Annotated in this window: 19 protein-coding genes; 15 read left to right on the forward strand and 4 right to left on the reverse strand. The window is 58.8% G+C overall.

The window, feature by feature from the left end; genetic code table 11:
• The first annotated feature begins 18 nt into the window (after window positions 1-18).
• On the forward strand, window positions 19-246 hold the full coding sequence (locus AC1DTQ_RS02370; RefSeq protein ID WP_477847616.1) for an XAC0095 family protein: 228 nt from the start codon (window positions 19-21) through the stop codon (window positions 244-246).
• On the forward strand, window positions 146-433 hold the full coding sequence (locus tag AC1DTQ_RS02375) for a heme-binding protein (RefSeq protein ID WP_477847617.1): 288 nt from the start codon (window positions 146-148) through the stop codon (window positions 431-433). The genes AC1DTQ_RS02370 and AC1DTQ_RS02375 overlap by 101 nt, the downstream gene beginning before the upstream one ends.
• A gap of 29 nt (window positions 434-462) precedes the next feature.
• Here the strand turns inward: AC1DTQ_RS02375 and AC1DTQ_RS02380 are convergent, their stop codons facing one another.
• Window positions 463-1,419, reverse strand: a complete 957-nt coding sequence (locus AC1DTQ_RS02380) for a LysR family transcriptional regulator (RefSeq protein WP_477847618.1) — start codon at window positions 1,417-1,419, stop codon at window positions 463-465.
• A 108-nt stretch (window positions 1,420-1,527) separates the two neighbouring features.
• Here AC1DTQ_RS02380 and AC1DTQ_RS02385 point away from each other — a divergent pair, with 108 nt between their 5' ends.
• The 5 genes from AC1DTQ_RS02385 to AC1DTQ_RS02405 all read left to right on the forward strand — a co-directional run bounded on the left by AC1DTQ_RS02385 (window position 1,528) and on the right by AC1DTQ_RS02405 (window position 6,338).
• Window positions 1,528-1,989 (forward strand): VOC family protein, encoded by a 462-nt coding sequence (locus tag AC1DTQ_RS02385; RefSeq protein WP_477847619.1) that lies wholly within the window; start codon window positions 1,528-1,530, stop codon window positions 1,987-1,989.
• A 28-nt stretch (window positions 1,990-2,017) separates the two neighbouring features.
• The gene (locus AC1DTQ_RS02390) at window positions 2,018-2,683 is read left to right on the forward strand and encodes an SDR family oxidoreductase (protein WP_477847620.1); all 666 of its coding nucleotides are present in this window, start codon (window positions 2,018-2,020) and stop codon (window positions 2,681-2,683) included.
• Between the two features lie 23 nt (window positions 2,684-2,706).
• Entirely contained in the window at window positions 2,707-3,549 is an 843-nt protein-coding gene (locus AC1DTQ_RS02395) for an oxidoreductase (protein ID WP_477847621.1), read from the forward strand.
• Window positions 3,550-3,651: 102 nt separating this feature from the next.
• Window positions 3,652-4,152, forward strand: coding sequence for a (2Fe-2S)-binding protein (locus AC1DTQ_RS02400; RefSeq protein WP_477847623.1), 501 nt, complete (start codon window positions 3,652-3,654; stop codon window positions 4,150-4,152).
• Window positions 4,149-6,338, forward strand: a complete 2,190-nt coding sequence (locus AC1DTQ_RS02405; RefSeq protein ID WP_477847624.1) for a xanthine dehydrogenase family protein molybdopterin-binding subunit — start codon at window positions 4,149-4,151, stop codon at window positions 6,336-6,338. Before AC1DTQ_RS02400 ends, AC1DTQ_RS02405 begins: the two co-directional genes overlap by 4 nt.
• A gap of 666 nt (window positions 6,339-7,004) precedes the next feature.
• Here the strand turns inward: AC1DTQ_RS02405 and AC1DTQ_RS02410 are convergent.
• A complete protein-coding gene (locus tag AC1DTQ_RS02410; protein ID WP_477847626.1) occupies window positions 7,005-7,523 on the reverse strand; it encodes a helix-turn-helix transcriptional regulator in 519 nt (172 codons plus the stop codon).
• Window positions 7,524-7,681: 158 nt separating this feature from the next.
• On the opposite strand from AC1DTQ_RS02410, the gene AC1DTQ_RS02415 reads away from it, so the two are divergent.
• The 7 genes from AC1DTQ_RS02415 to AC1DTQ_RS02445 all read left to right on the forward strand — a co-directional run bounded on the left by AC1DTQ_RS02415 (window position 7,682) and on the right by AC1DTQ_RS02445 (window position 12,891).
• Window positions 7,682-8,035: a helix-turn-helix transcriptional regulator gene (locus AC1DTQ_RS02415; protein WP_477848347.1), complete on the forward strand. Its 354-nt coding sequence runs from the start codon at window positions 7,682-7,684 to the stop codon at window positions 8,033-8,035.
• Window positions 7,942-8,253 (forward strand): DUF4019 domain-containing protein, encoded by a 312-nt coding sequence (locus AC1DTQ_RS02420; protein ID WP_477847627.1) that lies wholly within the window; start codon window positions 7,942-7,944, stop codon window positions 8,251-8,253. The genes AC1DTQ_RS02415 and AC1DTQ_RS02420 overlap by 94 nt, the downstream gene beginning before the upstream one ends.
• Window positions 8,254-8,495: 242 nt before the next feature.
• Window positions 8,496-9,209 (forward strand): hypothetical protein, encoded by a 714-nt coding sequence (locus AC1DTQ_RS02425; protein ID WP_477847628.1) that lies wholly within the window; start codon window positions 8,496-8,498, stop codon window positions 9,207-9,209.
• A 1,258-nt stretch (window positions 9,210-10,467) separates the two neighbouring features.
• Window positions 10,468-10,875 (forward strand): DUF4259 domain-containing protein, encoded by a 408-nt coding sequence (locus AC1DTQ_RS02430; RefSeq protein WP_477847630.1) that lies wholly within the window; start codon window positions 10,468-10,470, stop codon window positions 10,873-10,875.
• Window positions 10,876-10,951: 76 nt separating this feature from the next.
• Window positions 10,952-11,347: a RidA family protein gene (locus AC1DTQ_RS02435; protein WP_477847632.1), complete on the forward strand. Its 396-nt coding sequence runs from the start codon at window positions 10,952-10,954 to the stop codon at window positions 11,345-11,347.
• A gap of 64 nt (window positions 11,348-11,411) precedes the next feature.
• The gene (locus tag AC1DTQ_RS02440) at window positions 11,412-11,879 is read left to right on the forward strand and encodes a hypothetical protein (protein WP_477847634.1); all 468 of its coding nucleotides are present in this window, start codon (window positions 11,412-11,414) and stop codon (window positions 11,877-11,879) included.
• A gap of 124 nt (window positions 11,880-12,003) precedes the next feature.
• Complete coding sequence (locus AC1DTQ_RS02445; RefSeq protein ID WP_477847636.1) at window positions 12,004-12,891, forward strand: hypothetical protein; 888 nt, start codon at window positions 12,004-12,006, stop codon at window positions 12,889-12,891.
• Window positions 12,892-13,076: 185 nt separating this feature from the next.
• Here AC1DTQ_RS02445 and AC1DTQ_RS02450 read toward each other — a convergent pair whose 3' ends face one another.
• Both AC1DTQ_RS02450 and AC1DTQ_RS02455 read right to left on the reverse strand, forming a co-directional pair.
• Window positions 13,077-13,757 (reverse strand): WD40 repeat domain-containing protein, encoded by a 681-nt coding sequence (locus AC1DTQ_RS02450; protein WP_477847638.1) that lies wholly within the window; start codon window positions 13,755-13,757, stop codon window positions 13,077-13,079.
• A gap of 560 nt (window positions 13,758-14,317) precedes the next feature.
• On the reverse strand, window positions 14,318-14,680 hold the full coding sequence (locus AC1DTQ_RS02455; protein WP_477847640.1) for a winged helix-turn-helix transcriptional regulator: 363 nt from the start codon (window positions 14,678-14,680) through the stop codon (window positions 14,318-14,320).
• Window positions 14,681-14,788: 108 nt separating this feature from the next.
• Here AC1DTQ_RS02455 and AC1DTQ_RS02460 point away from each other — a divergent pair, with 108 nt between their 5' ends.
• Window positions 14,789-15,523 carry an SDR family NAD(P)-dependent oxidoreductase gene (locus AC1DTQ_RS02460; protein WP_477847642.1) on the forward strand — a complete coding sequence of 245 codons (735 nt, stop codon included), beginning with the start codon at window positions 14,789-14,791 and terminating at the stop codon, window positions 15,521-15,523.
• Window positions 15,524-15,593 lie beyond the last annotated feature (70 nt).

A 15,593-nucleotide genomic window follows, 5' to 3' on the forward strand; every position in this document is an offset into this window, starting at 1 on the left:
AGAAGAAAGGAGACCGTCATGCGCCAAGGAACGCCATGCGAGCCCGGCTATTTCCTGCCGGAAGAAGCCCACCAGCAACTGCAATCCCTCTGCCACTACCTGCACCTGCTGGCCGAACTCAGCCAACCCGAACACCTCAACCCCGATGCCCTCATCCTGCCCCGCGCCGGCCTGGCCCACTGCTTCACCCAACTGGCCGAAGCCGCCGACCAGATCGTCGTCGCGACCACCTTCAAGCCAGGGTAAGACGTCCGCTTCCGACCCAAAGCGGACATCAGTTGACTATCGCTTCGGTCGGAATCCAGCACCGGTCGAAGGCGGGGTGCCGTTACTTGTCGACAACCAAGTCATCGGGGCCATTGGCGCCAGTGGTGGCCTACCGTCGGACGACGGCGCTGTTGCGAATGCTGGGGCAAAAGACCTCCGGCCCTAACGCGAGATCTTTCAACAAGCCGTCAGGCGTCAGCCTGGTGAGTTCCAGTTCGCAGCACGCATGAACTCAAGGAAGGCGCGGAGCTTGCCTGGCATCAGGGTTCGTGATGGGTAATACAGGTAAAACGTCTCTGTTGCGGGTGAAAACCGCTCAAGCACGGGCACCAGTGCACCAGAACTCAATTCCTCAGCGGCGAACTGCTCGAAAACGTATGCGAAGCCACAGCCAAGCTTTGCTGCGCGAACCGCGGAGCGCTGTTCATCAAAAACGAGGCGGCCGCGAACATCAACCGTCAGCGATTGCTTTTTGTGCTGAAATACCCACTCAAAAAATCGGCCCTTGCCGGCGAGTCGCTGGCGAATGCAACCGTAGTTGAGCAGTTCTTGGGGGGACTGGGGTACGGAGTGCGCTGCCAGGTACTCCGGAGACGCAACTACTAGTCGGCGCTGCACCGGTCCTAGAGGCACAGCGACCATGTCTCTCTGCAACGCATGGCCAAGTCGTATTCCAGCATCGAATCCGTTGGCAACAATGTCACTGAGAGCGTTATCCAATGAAACCTCGAGATTGATCTGAGGGTAGCGCTCGAGAAAGCTCTCCAGGTGCGGCTCGATGAGGGACGCATAAGCAACATAGGACGTGTTGATTCGCAAAGAACCAAGTGGCTGCGTAAAGGTGCCGCCGACGTGTGTCAGGGACTGCCTCATCTGCTCAAGCGCCGGGCCCAGCGTACTCAGGAGCAGCGCGCCTGGCTCGCTCAAAGCCACGCTCCTCGTTGTTCGATGGAAAAGACGAACACCCATCTGCGCTTCGAGTAGCTTGACCGTCTTCGAGATGGCGGTAGGCGTTACTTCTAGTTCGGCGGCCGCACGCGAAAAATTTAGATGGCGTGCCACCGCCTCAAAGGTAATAAGCGAGGGCAGGTGCACCGGTACCGGGGCGACCTGTGGAGCGGAGGGAGCGGTAGCGCTTCGTTTCTGAACCATGAGTTGATAGTACGTCAACAATTCAGTGGATTCCCTACACGGCCACCAAGTCCTAGTCTCTTCACCGCGGCACCGTGCCGCCAATCAACGAGATCGAGGAATTACGCCATGTCCCCTGACCAGATCCCCGCTAGGAATACTACCAGCCCCTTCGCATCCATGAAGGGCCACCACATTGCCGTACGTGTACCCGACTTTGAAGCAGCCAAGCGCTGGTATGTGGAAAAGCTCGACTTCCGCGTCATCCGTGAGTGGCCGTATGCCGATCAGAAGCTCGCTTATGTGGCGCCGGCAACTGATGACAGCTTTTTTGTCGAGCTGCTTGGCGATGGCAATCCCCATCCGGTGCCGAAACCCGTCTACACGGACTTGGGCGACAGCCTGCGGCTGGCCGGTTACCACCACTTCTGCCTGAACGTCGACAGCATCGACGACGCGGTTTCCGAGCTTCGTCGTCGCGGTGTGACGATTGTGACCGAGCCGTTCGAGCTGCCCGTCATCAACCGTCGCTTGGCCTTTCTGGCAGACCCGTGGGGCAACCTCATCGAGCTTGCCCAGGTCATCCGCTGAGCACTAGAAATTCTTTGGAGCAAACAGAATGTCTACTTATCTCCTCATCGGCGCAGGCCCAGGCATAGGGCTCGCCACGGCTCGGCTGTTTGCCGAGCAAGGTTACCGCGTAGTGCTGGCGGCGCGAAACATCGAACGCCTGCAGCAGTTTGTTGCACAGCTTCAAAGTGAAGGCCATATGGCCGCAGCCGAACGCGTGGATGCATCGAACCCCACCGACGTTGCTGCCCTCGTACAGCGTATTGGAAGCGACTTGTCGGTCGTCCACTACAACGCCGGCATCCTGCACTACAACAGCCTCGGCGAGCTACAGGCTCGTCCCCTGGAGTCGGAGTCGGTCGATTCGATCATCTCCGACACGCAGATCAACCTGGTGAGCGCCATGGCGGCAGCCAGGGCTGCAGTACCTCTGTTCGCCGGCCGTACCGGCGTGTCGATCCTTTTCACGGGTGGCGGCTTTGGCATTCAGCCGACTGGCGACTTCCTGACCCTCAGTGTCGGCAAGGCGGGCATTCGTGCCACCACCTTGGCGCTGTTCGAACCGCTTCGCCAGAAGAGCATTCATGTCGGCACTGTCACGGTCAGCCGACTGGTAAGTCCGGACTCAACCGAAGCGATGGACGTGGCCAATGCATTCTGGGAACTGCACACGCAGTCGCCGGAAGCCTGGGTTCCCGAGATCGTCTACGGCTAAGCACACAACCTGGAGAAACAGAAATGCGTACTTGGTTCATTACAGGCGCTTCACGCGGATTTGGCGCGTTGATTGCCGCGCAAGCCTTGGCAGCCGGGGATGCTGTGGTTGCGACCGCTCGGGACCCTTCGACGATCCCGGAAGCAGTGCGTGAGCACCCGAACGGGCTCGCCGTGGCCCTCGATGTCACCAGCGAGAGCCAAGCGCGGGATGCAGTCCGCGCCGCGATCTCTCGATTCGGACGGATCGATATCCTGGTCAACAACGCAGGCTTCGGTGTCATCGGTGGCATCGAAGAGACAAGCGCGTCAGAGGTCGAGGCACTGTTCGCAACAAATGTCTTCGGACTCCTGAACACCACGCGTGCGACGCTTCCCTACATGCGCGCGCAGCGATCCGGTCATGTACTCAACTTCTCGTCCATCGGGGGTTATGCGTCAGCGGCCGGGTTCGGAGTCTACTGCGCGACGAAGTTTGCCGTGGAGGGGATCAGTGAAGCACTCAGCGTCGAGCTTGCCCCCCTTGGCATCCATGCGACGGTTGTTGAGCCGGGATACTTCCGAACCAGCTTCCTGAGTGAGAAATCCGTGGTCAGCACCGCCTCGCGCATTGATGACTACGCTGAGACCGTCGGTGCAGTGAGGCTCTTTGCGCAAGCCGCGGATGGTCAGCAGCCGGGCAACCCCGAGCTGCTTGCACAAGCAGTGATGCGCCTGGTCGACGCAAGTCAGCCTCCGCGCCGTCTGCCTCTGGGGGCGGATACTGTGCAACGGATCGAACAGAAGCATCGCGAGGTCGAGGCCGAGCTGGCCCAGTGGCTTGAGGTGGCCTTGTCGACGGGATTCGTACCCGCGATTGCCCACTGATTAACAAGAATGCGCCGCAATCCCGAAATATAGCTCGCAACTTCAAGCGAGCAACAAGCCGGATAGGGCGCTACTTTTGCGCTTAGCAAGGGAGTTCAAGCCATGCGCTACACACTGGAAGTAAACGGTTCCCGCTACGACGCAGACGTAGAGTCTGATACGCCGCTCCTTTGGGTGCTGCGCGATGTGAATGGACTCACTGGCACAAAGTTTGGGTGCGGCATCGCGATGTGCGGTGCCTGCACCGTCCATGTCGATGGACATGCTCGTCGCTCCTGCGTCACGCCAGTGTCAGCCATTGGTACGAGTGAAGTGCGAACCATCGAGGGGCTACACGAAACTCCAGCAGGGCAGGCCTTGCAGCAAGCCTGGATTGAACTGGATGTCGTCCAGTGTGGCTACTGCCAGTCCGGCCAGCTCATGTCTGCGGCCGCTCTACTGACAGCCAATCCTGAGCCTAGTGACTCAGACATTGATGCGGTCATGTCGGGAAACTTGTGCAGATGTGGAACATACGGGCGAATTCGCGCGGGAATACATCTCGCGGCGAAGAAACTTAAAGCATCAGGAGCGAGAAGGAAGACTGCGGCGGAGGCCTCATGAGCTCGCCAGAGTCAACCTTTACCGATCCGATTGCGCCACTAACCAGGCGCGCATTCCTGGCCACCGCCGCTGCTGCCGGTGGTGCAATGCTGCTGGGATTTCCGCTCCGTACTCCAGCGCAACAGCCCCCCGCGCCGACGCCCCTCGCATACATTCGCATTGATCCAAATGGGAAGATCACTTTGATCCTTCCGTATGTGGAAATGGGTCAAGGTGCATACACCTCGCAGGCGCAGATAATCGCTGAAGAACTGGAGGTTGACCCTTCAGGAGTGGTGATTGAAGCGGCGCCCCCACAAGAGCCGATGTACGCAAGCCCTCTCTTTGGAGGTCAGATCACGGGCGGGTCTGGATCCTTGCGTGGCTCCTGGATGACGATGCGGTCGGCAGGTGCCGCTGCCCGAATGATGTTGGTAAGTGCCGCGGCCAAGCGTTGGCAAGTCAGAGCGTCGAGTTGTCTAGCCGCTGACGGACGCGTTCTTCACAAGCCTTCCGGACGTAAGCTCGGTTATGGCGAGCTTGCGGCGGAGGCGGCCGCTCTGCCAGTTCCGCATTCGCCAACGCTCAAGCGGCGGGATGCGTACCGGACAGTCGGTACCCCGCAAAGGCGGCTGGATACGCCGACAAAGATCAATGGTCAGGCCATCTTCGGCATCGACGTGCGTCCGAGAGGGCTCAGGTATGCGGCCGTTGCCGCATCGCCAGTGATAGGCGGACGACTCTCCGCTGTTGATTCGACGCTGGCCATGCAGATTCCCGGCGTCAGGCAAGTCGTCCAGATCGAGGATGCGGTAGCGGTCGTCGCGGATCACACCTGGGCAGCTCGAAAGGGCCTGGCTGCACTCAAGATCACGTGGAACGACGGGCCCGGTTCGACCGTCAGCACGAAGGAACTTGTGGAAGCTGCGGATCGGGCGCTTGCGAAGCAGGGGATCGTCTCAACGAGCACGGGGGACATCCAGCAAGCAGAGGCCGGCGCAGCAGAGCGTATTGAAGCTGTTTATCGACTGCCGATGCTGGCTCACGCGACTATGGAGCCTCTGAACTGCACGGTTCATCTCACCGCCGATCGTTGTGATGTATGGCTCGGCAGCCAGATCCTGGCTCGAGCTCATCAAACGGCAGCCGAAGCCTGTGGCCTGCCGCTAGAGCGGGTGGCCATGCACAACCAGTTCCTAGGCGGAGGATTTGGCCGGCGACTGGAGGTGGATTATGTTGCGCAAGCTGTTCGATTCGCGAAGCAGATTGATGGTCCGGTGCAGGTTCTCTGGAGTCGCGAAGAGGACATGCAGCATGACTATTACCGCTACCACAACCATAGCCACGTGAAAGTGGGGGTCGATGCAGACGGTCGTCCGGTAAGTTGGCGTCACCGCCTGGTGGGCCCCAACATCATGGCTCGCTTTCTACCGGTCTACCAGAAGGATGGTGTCGATCTGGATGTAGTCGACTGTGCGAGCGGACCTTACGACATCGACAGCGTGCATGTTGAGTTCGTGCGCAACGAGGCACCTTCAGGTCTGAATACCGGGAACTGGCGTGGCGTCGGTCCGTCTCGAAATGTATACATTGTTGAGAGCGTTATTGAGGACCTAGCACGCCGCGCTGGACGCGACCCTGTGTCATACCGCGTCTCGCTCATGAAGGGTGCACCCCGAACACGTGCGGTGCTGCAGACCCTATCCAAGCGACCACTTTGGTCAAGCCATATCCAGCAGCCGCCTGCTGGTCAGGGACGTCGCGGAAAGGGGTTAGCCGTCTTCCATGCGTTTGGCAGCCATCTGGCGATGGCAGCCCAGGTTCTCGTTTCGCCCTCCGGCTCCGTGCGTGTTGAGCGTGTGGATTGCGTGGTGGACACCGGCTTGGCCGTGAACCCAGACATTGTGCGGGCCCAGCTCGAGGGGGGAATCAACTTCGGGATATCGGCGGTCTTGTACGGGCGCATAACGGTCGAGGGTGGTCGCATCCAACAGGCGAACTTCGACACCTATCCAATTCTGAGGATGCATGAAGCGCCCTTGATTGAAGTTCACATCATGCCCAGCGATGAAGAGCCTGGCGGCGTCGGAGAGCCGGGGACCTCGGGCATATTTGCTGCGGTGGCCAATGCCGTGTTCGATGCGACGGGCGTGCGTGTTCGAACACTGCCTTTCGAAGCTCAGGAGCTTAAGCAGGGGGTCGCATGAGCTGGTATCCGACATATCGCTTTTTGGGGGCAAGCTTGCTTCTCGGGTTGCTGGTGGCTTGCTTCTCTGGCGTCGCCCCGTCAGCGGGCGAATCCGCGGAGTCGAAGGTTGTAGCAGCAGAGACACTGCGTGAGCCGGCAGAGTTCAGAGGAATACAAGACAAAACACTGAGATCGGAGAGCCTGTTCACCGAGGCTGCCCGTGTGCTGCAAAGCCCACGCTGCATGAACTGTCACCCTGTGTCCAGGTTTCCGACACAAGGTGATGACATGCATCCGCATGTGCCACTGATTCACGCCGGCGCCTCGGGACACGGTGTTGCCGGCTTGGAGTGTTCCGCGTGTCATCAGAAGGACAACGTAAACACCCTCTCTTTTCCTATCGCATCGATACCAGGAAACAGCCATTGGGCGCTGGCGCCCGAGTCGATGGCGTGGCAAGGGCTCTCGATCGGCCAGATTTGCGAGCAACTGAAAGATCCCAGGCGCAACGGGAGTCGGACTTTGGCCCAAATCCACAAACACGTGAAAGAGGACTCACTCGTTGGTTGGGCATGGAATCCTGGTGCGGGTCGCAAGCCAGCACCTGGCACTCAGCAAACTTTTGCCGAGCTAGTGGAAGCCTGGATAGAGACAGGGGCTGCGTGCCCTCGGGGATAGGCGCTTGTCAGGGTTGTCGCCGGAACCGAGTAGGCGTGGTGCCCGTATGGCGACGGAATCTCGAGCAGAAAGCTGACGGCGAACGATAGCCAACGCAGAGCGCGATGTCAGTGATGCTCATCGACGTGCTGGCAAGCAAGTCGCATGCCTTCTCCATACGCCGAGCTTGCAGCCAGTTGCCTGGCGTATCTCCGGAGCTCCAGCGGAAGGCCGTGCAGAAGTGCCAGCGACTGAGCTTGAGGAGGCTAGACACCTCTGTAAGGCACAATCGCTGATCCAACCTTTGGACCATGTAAGCCGTCACTCGCTGCATCTGCCAAGGCGCAAGGCCGCGGGGAGTGTCACCGGCACTCTGAGTTAGCAGAGTCTCCGCATGGAGAGCCTCAAGCGCACGGACGAGCTCGGGCCGATATTTCGAGCTGCCATCTGAGCCAGGCCTTGCAAGCATCTCAAGAAGCTTCGCCGAGACGACGCGAAGCTGCGCGACGAGTCTCGCCGTGTTCGTTTCTTGTGGCGACAGATTCATTCCAGGATCGGGATTCCCGCTCCCGCTAAGTGTGCTTACACACAATCTAGTGAAGTGATGGAGGGCCGATAATCTACGCGGAGGTTAAAGAGGTTTGAACCAGCAGCTCATAGTCACGGCTCTACGCCGAACACGTACGTGTCGAGGAGCTTGCATCGATCGCCCTGCTCAGCCCATCCGCCTTCCATCGGCAGTTCAAAGCGCTGACAGCGATGACGCTCCTGCAGTATCAGAAGCAACTAAGTCTGTTCGAAGCACGTCGGCTCCTCGCTTCTGGCGAAACCAACCTGGAGACAGCCGCCTTTCGAGTTGGATACGAGAGTCCATTGCAATTCAGCCGGGAGTACACCCGGATGTTCGGTGCTTCACCACGGCGGGACGTAGCAACCCTCCGCCAGTTCGCGGCTCGAATCGTACTTTGCCAAACGCGGCCGCCGACGTCTGGGCAGGCGCTTCGCCAGTGGCCAAGGGCGCGACGACCCAGGACGAGTTCGTCAAGCAGGTCGCGCTAGACCGGCAAAAGGTCGGTGCCGTTGCCGAACGTAAACAGGTAGCGGTCACTCGCGCTGTTTATCCGGAGGGCACGGAGGTGCCAGCCGGCAACTACGTCAATGTGGTCTATGCCACCAAGTTCTCCAATGCGCCGCAGTCGGTGCGCGGGTTGGTTTCGTTGCATCTGGACAGCGACCAGACTGGCGGGTCTCCGGTTGTAGCTTGCGTTGACCCGTAGGCGACTGTCCGCTTCTGGCCGTTAGCAGCCACTTTCTGCTGTGTGGATGCCAACACTGATGTCCGCTTCCGACCCAAAGCGGACATCGGTCTTCCTGTGTCCAAAGCCCCATTTGAAAGGCATTCCGACTGAGCGGCTGGATCCGGTTATACGTCGGCTTGTTAGCCGGACCCAGCAGCCCTAACATCGAGCTGGATCAGGGGATAGCCCACCATGCGGTGAGCGAAGCGGGGGAGGGAGCGATGAAACACATTTCCGTATTGGGCCCGGCGCGCCATAAGCCCGAACCCTCGATGCCGACTCGCCGTCGGTCATACCTCCCTTCGATCAGGGTCATGGCAGGCAAATGCCATGGCTACACCTGGCTAATGTTGATGGTTTGTTCGCTATGCATGGCAACAAAGCAAGTGTTGGCGTCTGCGCCGGACGCGACGAAATCTGCGGCGTCTTCTGCTGCGCAACCCGCTAAGCGCCCGAAGAAGCTGAGTGGCGAAGAACTGAGCGCGCGCTTGCTCGAATTCATCTCCGGACTTCGCAAGCGGTCGGACATCAATGCTGGGAATTTCCAGCGGGTCATGGACATGCGGTTGGTCCCTGACCCGGATCTGCCGGGTGCCGTCAGGCACATCGCTTACGCCGACGCGGGCTGGCAGTACTGGTTCCAGGTAGAGCCGCAGGGGGGCGGGGTGCATGGCGTCCGGTTCGGCACCTACATTGCCCCGGCCCCAACGTCGCGTGGTTCGAGACCCTGCACCATCGACCTTGATGCCTTCGCGCGGCAACTCAAACGACAGGGCTACCGCGCGTACGAAATTCCGCCTCATCCGCTGCCGGCGAACCTGATTGACTTCTCCAAGCCGCCGTTTGCGGTGCATGCCAGTTACTACAGGAGTGCCGACGGACGTCGGTGCGTCACAACCATGGCTATCGAGTACGGGGTGATTCCCAATGGCTGAGCTGAGCCCTACGAGTTCTCAACCCCGACGTCCTCATCCTGCCCCGCGCCGGCCTGGCCCACTGCTTCACCCAATTGGCCGAAGCCGCCGACCAGATCGTGGCCACCACCACCTTCCGACCCGGGTAACGCGCGTCAGGCTAGGCCTGTTCGCGATCGCTCAGGAAATGCTCGACCGCCTATTTCGCACAGGTGCCGCCGTCCGTCGATCCGGATATGCCGGCGAATCCCATACAGATAGGCCTGTTCTTTTTGCTTATGACCGCGACATCTTCCGCAGTAGGCATTAGACGGTCTCCCTGCCGGTAAACACCCTCAATGTTTGATGTCCTGCCGGCTCACAGTACTGTCGCAACCCCTTGTGCCGCGTAGACAAAGCCTGATTGACGAGCCTTCCAGACCACCCCCACAATCCGCGCTACACCCCACTTTGGGATCTAATCCTAGTTAGGCCATTTGGAGAGTAGTCGCTAGCTCATGGATATGATTGCCAAAAGGCCGTATTGGCTTAGGTTTCTCACAGGAATGAGCGCAGCCTTCTTCTTAGTGACCGCGTGCTCTATTTCTATGCAGCCCTATGCACTGAGGGATCCTGCCCACATAGGGGTGGTTTCCCTTGCTGTCTTATTCTTCGCTATCCCCTGCGGCGCGCTTTCCGCGCTAATCTTTAAGCGCAGTGATCTAGGACTCGTCCTTGGGTCGCAAGTCCTTACTGTCGTGGCCCTGGCTTCTTGGTTTGTAGGCAGGGCCTAACAATTCATTCAAGCCGAAGCCGCTTCGCGGCTCGGCTTAATTCAGGTGTTAGGCCTCATGGACAGTCTTCTCGATGACTTGATTAGAGAGTGCGTCACGCTGAGAGTCCCAATGGCGGAGCTTGAGCGCGGCGCCGAGGCCTCAGGCCTAAGCCATGAGCAATTTTGTGATGTATTCGCAAGGCGGATAGCTCTTCGTTACCTAGAGGGCTCACTGGATTTCGACGCAGCGGATGCCGCTATAAACAATCTGCACTTTTTTGCATTCCAACCGCCTGAGCTCGAGCCGGGGCCCTACATGTGGAGCGTCTACCACGCCTTTGACGCCGGTGAGTACCAGCATCCTGGAGATAGCGCGGATATAAATCCCGCAGACCGCTATACGCGTCCACAGCTTCTTGCAATCGTAGCTGGCGCCTCCCCAGAATGAGGCCTAACAATTCATTCAAGCCGAAGCCGCTTCGCGGCTCGGCTTAATTCAGGCGTTAGACCCGCAGGAGAAAATTCATGGGTTGTTGGGCAATTGGTTCTTTTGGCAATGACAGTGCCGCGGATTGGCTGGCCGATCTCTCGGAGAGAAGCGACCTTTCGCTTGTCCGAGAGACGATCGGCCGGGTCTTAGTTGCAGATGGCTATTTGGACTCACCGGACGCAACTGACGCATTGGCTGCGATTGAGGTTGTAGCTGCTGCACTCGGTCGTCCCACGGTGGATGCTCAAAACGAGACTGAACTCCTAGAGTGGATTGCTCGGGTAAAGCCGTCGCCTGACGCTAAGCTTGTCTTTGACGCTCAGCAAGCAATTGACCGGATCCTGGGCCCAGAATCCGAGCTTCGAGAATTGTGGGAAGACACTGAGGATTTCAGCGACTGGCAAGCTGAAGTGACTGGTCTGCGGTCCCGGCTGCAGGTCTAACAATTCATTCAAGCCGAACCCGCTTCGCGGGCCGGCTGTGTCAGGCATTAGCCGCTTTGAAGCATTCGGGGATCTCATGCGTAAACTTATTTCAAGTGGCAGTCCATTTGAGCCAAAAATTGGCATGTCTCGGGCAGTACGCGCCGGAACGATCGTCGCCATTGCCGGCACTGCTCCTATTTTGGACGGTCAAACAGTTGGTATTGGAGACCCCGCTGCTCAAGCGAGGCGATGCCTGGAGATTATTGCCACCGCCCTAGAGGATGCCGGAAGTTCATTGCATCAAGTGATCCGCACCCGCATTCTGCTAACCAACATTGATGATTGGGAGGCTGTCGCTGCAGTTCATGGCGAGTTCTTTCGGGACATTCGCCCGGCCACTACAACCATGCAAGTGTCACGCTTCATCAATCCAGAGTGGCTAGTTGAGATTGAGGCTGATGCTGTCATTTATCCCGGCAGCGCGGCCTAACAATTCATTCAAGCCGAAGCCGCTTCGCGGCTCGGCTGTGTCAGTCGTTAGGAGACGAGTTCACATGCGCCGCATTTCCGCTACTGCTGCTGCATTGCTGTTTGCTCTGATTGGTTATGCGTCAGCTGACACCGCGGAAATTGAAACAGTCGGCCAGTTTCTCGTCTCGATGCCGGCACGCAGCTTGGACCCAGTAATTGACTACTGTTCAGAGAAGGTTCCTGAGATCAAGAATGATCTGCTGAAAGAGAGGGCAGGGTTCATTGATAAGCTCACTGAGGCTGGAAAGCCACTAAGGGAAGAACTTAAGAACGACCCTGAATTTAACGCGCCAGTTCAAGAGAGTATGCGCCAAGAAATAGCCAAGGCTAATTCATACGCGCTGAGCATATTTAAGCAACAAGACCCGGGTATCACTTGTCGCACGGGTCTGGCAAATATTCAGAATGCGACTGTAGAGGGTCTCCGCAAAGTGGTGGAAGACACCTATCAGAAGTATCGTGGTGCTGGACAAGCCAAGAGTTCAGAGTGACGTAGGTCCATAAGGTGGGCTCCAGCCCACCGCTCTGTCCGAAATCATTGCAACCGGATTCGTGGCAATGGCGGGCCGGCTGGGAAGTGAACCTGACCCCGTTTTCTTCCCTGGAAGATGACTTATGACTAAAGCAGGAAAGCTGTTGGTCGCGCTTGTCGTGGCGATTGTGATCGGAGGCGCGTCTGCATTCCTATTCTGGCCTTCGGGTACTCAGACTAAACCGACGCCGTTGGGGAATGGTGTTGGTTCTGGAAATGCCTCTGGTTTAACTAGCGCAAGCAGTAACGAAAGCTACCCAAAGATGTCTTTATCAGAAAGCAATGCAGATGGAGAAAAGACATTCGAGCAAATTAAGGTCGAGGCGGAACAGGGATCAGCAAAAGCTCAACGGAAACTTTCTGAGATTTACGCTTTATGCGCAGGGTATAGCTTGGACTCGAAGAAGCAGCTTGCAACCTTGGATGGCCTGGCCGGGTTGGTACCCGCTTCAAAAAATGGCATCGACAGAGTCAAGCAACGATTGAAGACACGTTGCGATAAGGTCGATTTCGGTCAGCCTATTCCCTCAGAGGCCATAAATCTGTGGCTGGAGCAGGCGGCGAAGAACGGTGACGTTGCAGCGAAGATCAAGGTTAGGACTAGGTCCGCGCAGCCGCTCTCAGCAGAAGAAGCCAATGAGCTTCTTGAAGGGGCGCTCAGCACGGGTGATCCCGAAGCGCTCATGGAGATGTCGAATCTCATGTCTAGATCGGTTGCTGGCGAATTGCCAGATCGATATCAACAGATGGCTGGCGACCCGACTGTTGGCGCCGCTTGGGGAATTGCCGCATGTAGGGCTGGTGCGAATTGTGCAAATGATTCCATGCTCATGGATTCTATTTGCGTGAGCACTGGTAGGTGCGGCTATAGAACTTACGAAGAGTTCCTGACTTCGGAAGTTGTTACACCTGCAGAACGTGCTCGTATGAACTCAGTCGCAAACAGCATTTTGCGAATGACCGCTCGTTAGCTTTCAACTTTCAACCAACACAATGGAGTGTGCAATGGTGGTCATGAGAGGGTGAAGGCCTAACACGACAGCATTCAATGAAGTCCGCTTCCGACCCATAGCGGACATTCGGATTTTGCCGTTCGGGCAACGTATCTAGTACGCTCATACGTCGGTGCGAATCCGGTGTTGTGTCCCTTTCGCCGTCATGGCGACGGAACGGTCGCGACCACGGCCCTTCCGTCATAGGTGCCGAAAGCGAAGCGCGTGAACGTCGGGTTCCACGCCACCGGCGAGGTAACGCCTAGCCCCGTGCCGCTCGAGAACGAATGACGTAAGGAACCATCCGACACGCGCCAGAACCGGATCATGCCACGTTGGTCGAAGCCTTCCGGTGTTTCGAATGGCTGATAGCCCGTCGTGACCAGCCGCGTACCGCCTGGCGAGAAGCGCACGAAGGACACGCCTTCATTGGACGTCGGGTTGGTGAATCGCCGCAGCCTCGCGCCATCGGAGACACGGAACAAAGTCGTTTCGTTTGGCGTGCGCGTGTACGCTGCGAGCGTCATGCTGTCGGGCGAGAACTGCATGGGCGTAGCGCCGCGCACGTTGCCGCCGGTGATCAGCTGCAGGACGGCGCCGTCGCTGCGGCGCTGGATCGTGATCGTGCTCTGCGACGCGGAAGCCTGCAGCGCGTTGTTCGGCGAGAACACCCAATTGGTCGAAATCTTGTTGTAACCGGAACCGACCAGGCGCAGTGTCGAAAAATTCGCCAGGCTCCAGTTACTGAAGCCGACATCGCCTGTGAACGCGACCAACTGCGCATCCGGCGCAAAGGTGACGACGCCGTTCGGCTGCAACGTTCCGACGAGCTTGCCGACGAACACGCCATCCGCCGCACGATGCACTCGCTAGGTCCATCCCTGCCCCGAGTTGTGCGCGGCGACCATCGCGCTGTCGGTGGAGAAGATCGTCTGATCTGCGGTGCCGGAGCCGATGGGGGTCTGCAGCGTCGACCATTGGAGTGCCCCGTTCGAAGCCGCGCGCGCACGGACCCACCGATCTGTCGACCCCACGGCGAGGCGCCCGCCGGCGGGCGACCAACCGACCCCGACGATGGAATTGGCGAGCCCGCTGGGCGTGGGGATGGACCAAACGATTTGCGGGGCGGTTTGTGCGTGGAGGCTACTTGTCGTAAGGCAAAGGCCAAGGACCAGCGCCAAAGCGGAGCGTTGCCGAGTCATGGCTCACCTCCATCCCGCGGGGATCTGCGTACTTGTGAACACCGCAGCGGCCGCGTGAGGTTCAAACTACGCGCCTGGTCATCAAGGAAGAGTGAAGTCGCAGCTTAGCGTCGACGAGGCACGACGGGCCTCCCGAGCCCTACGAGTTCTGTCTTACCACGGATGCGGAGACTCGCCCGGCTCCGTGGTAATTCAGCAGTACGCTAGGGCAACGCGTCGCGCTTGGCGAAGATGCTTGCCATTTCCGCCGCGTTCTCGGTTCCCCAGGTGCAAAGCGGAACGATCGCCTCAGCCAAGCTGCGGCCGAGCGGGGTCAGCGCGTAGTCCACGCGCGGCGGCACCTCCTTGTAGTCTGTCCGCGCCAGCACACGATCGGCCTCCAGATCCTTTAATGACTGGATCAGCACCTTGTCGCTGACGCCCGGAATCAAGCGCTTGAGCTCGCCGTAGCGCTTCGGATCGTTGCGCAGGAAAAACAGGACCAGCGGTTTCCACTTGCCCGAGATGATGCGCAGCGTGGCGTTGAGCCCGCAGCCGGTATCGCAGACTTCAAGAGACGTCGTCATTTTTTGATACTTACCAAAATGTGCATACTTGTCGTTAGGTTATCAGGCCCGCATTCTTGTGTTCAAGCAAGCAATCCTTGCTTCAACCCCACTTTAAGGATGCATGACATGAACAGACTGAAAGGAAAGACCGCCGTGATCACTGGTGGCGCAACCGGCATCGGCCGCGCCGCAGCAAAGCGCTTTATTGAGGAAGGTGCCATCGTCTTCCTCTTCGGCCGCCGACAGGAAGCGCTCGACGCCGCTGTGGCCGACCTCGGACCCAATGCCCGCGTAGTAGCGGGCTCGGTCTCCGATGAGGCCGATCTCGACCGCCTCTACGCGGCGGTGAAGGCCGAGCGCGGAACCCTCGACATCGTCTTCGCCAATGCGGGGGCGGGAAGCCAGGCTCGGCTCGGCGAAATCACCGCAGAGCACATCGACGAAACTTTCGATACCAATGTGAAAGGCACGATCTTCACGGTCCAAAAAGCGCTGCCGCTGATGGGCCAGGGCGGTTCGATCATTTTGACCGGATCGAGCGCCGGCACCACGGGCGCTCCCACGATGAGCGCGTATAGCGCGAGCAAGGCGGCCGTGCGCAACCTGGCACGAACCTGGGCGGAGGACCTCAAGGGCACCGGCATTCGAGTGAACGTGCTGTCGCCTGGGGCGACTGCGACCGAACTGGCGAAGGAGGCGCTTGGTGTAGAGGGCCAGAAGGTCTACGCCGCGATGACTCCGCTCCAGCGCATGGCCGATCCGGCCGAGATCGGCGCAGTCGCTGCCTTCCTCGCCTCGTCGGACAGCAGCTTCATGACCGCCAGCGAGGTTGCCGTGGACGGCGGCCTGGCCCAACTCTGACGCGCTACGTCCGACCGGCCGCTCCATTCGCTGTCGGAGCACCTAAGGGCGTGGTAAACCAAAAGGAAAC

The organism is Pseudoxanthomonas sp. P4_B2, from assembly GCF_056402315.1.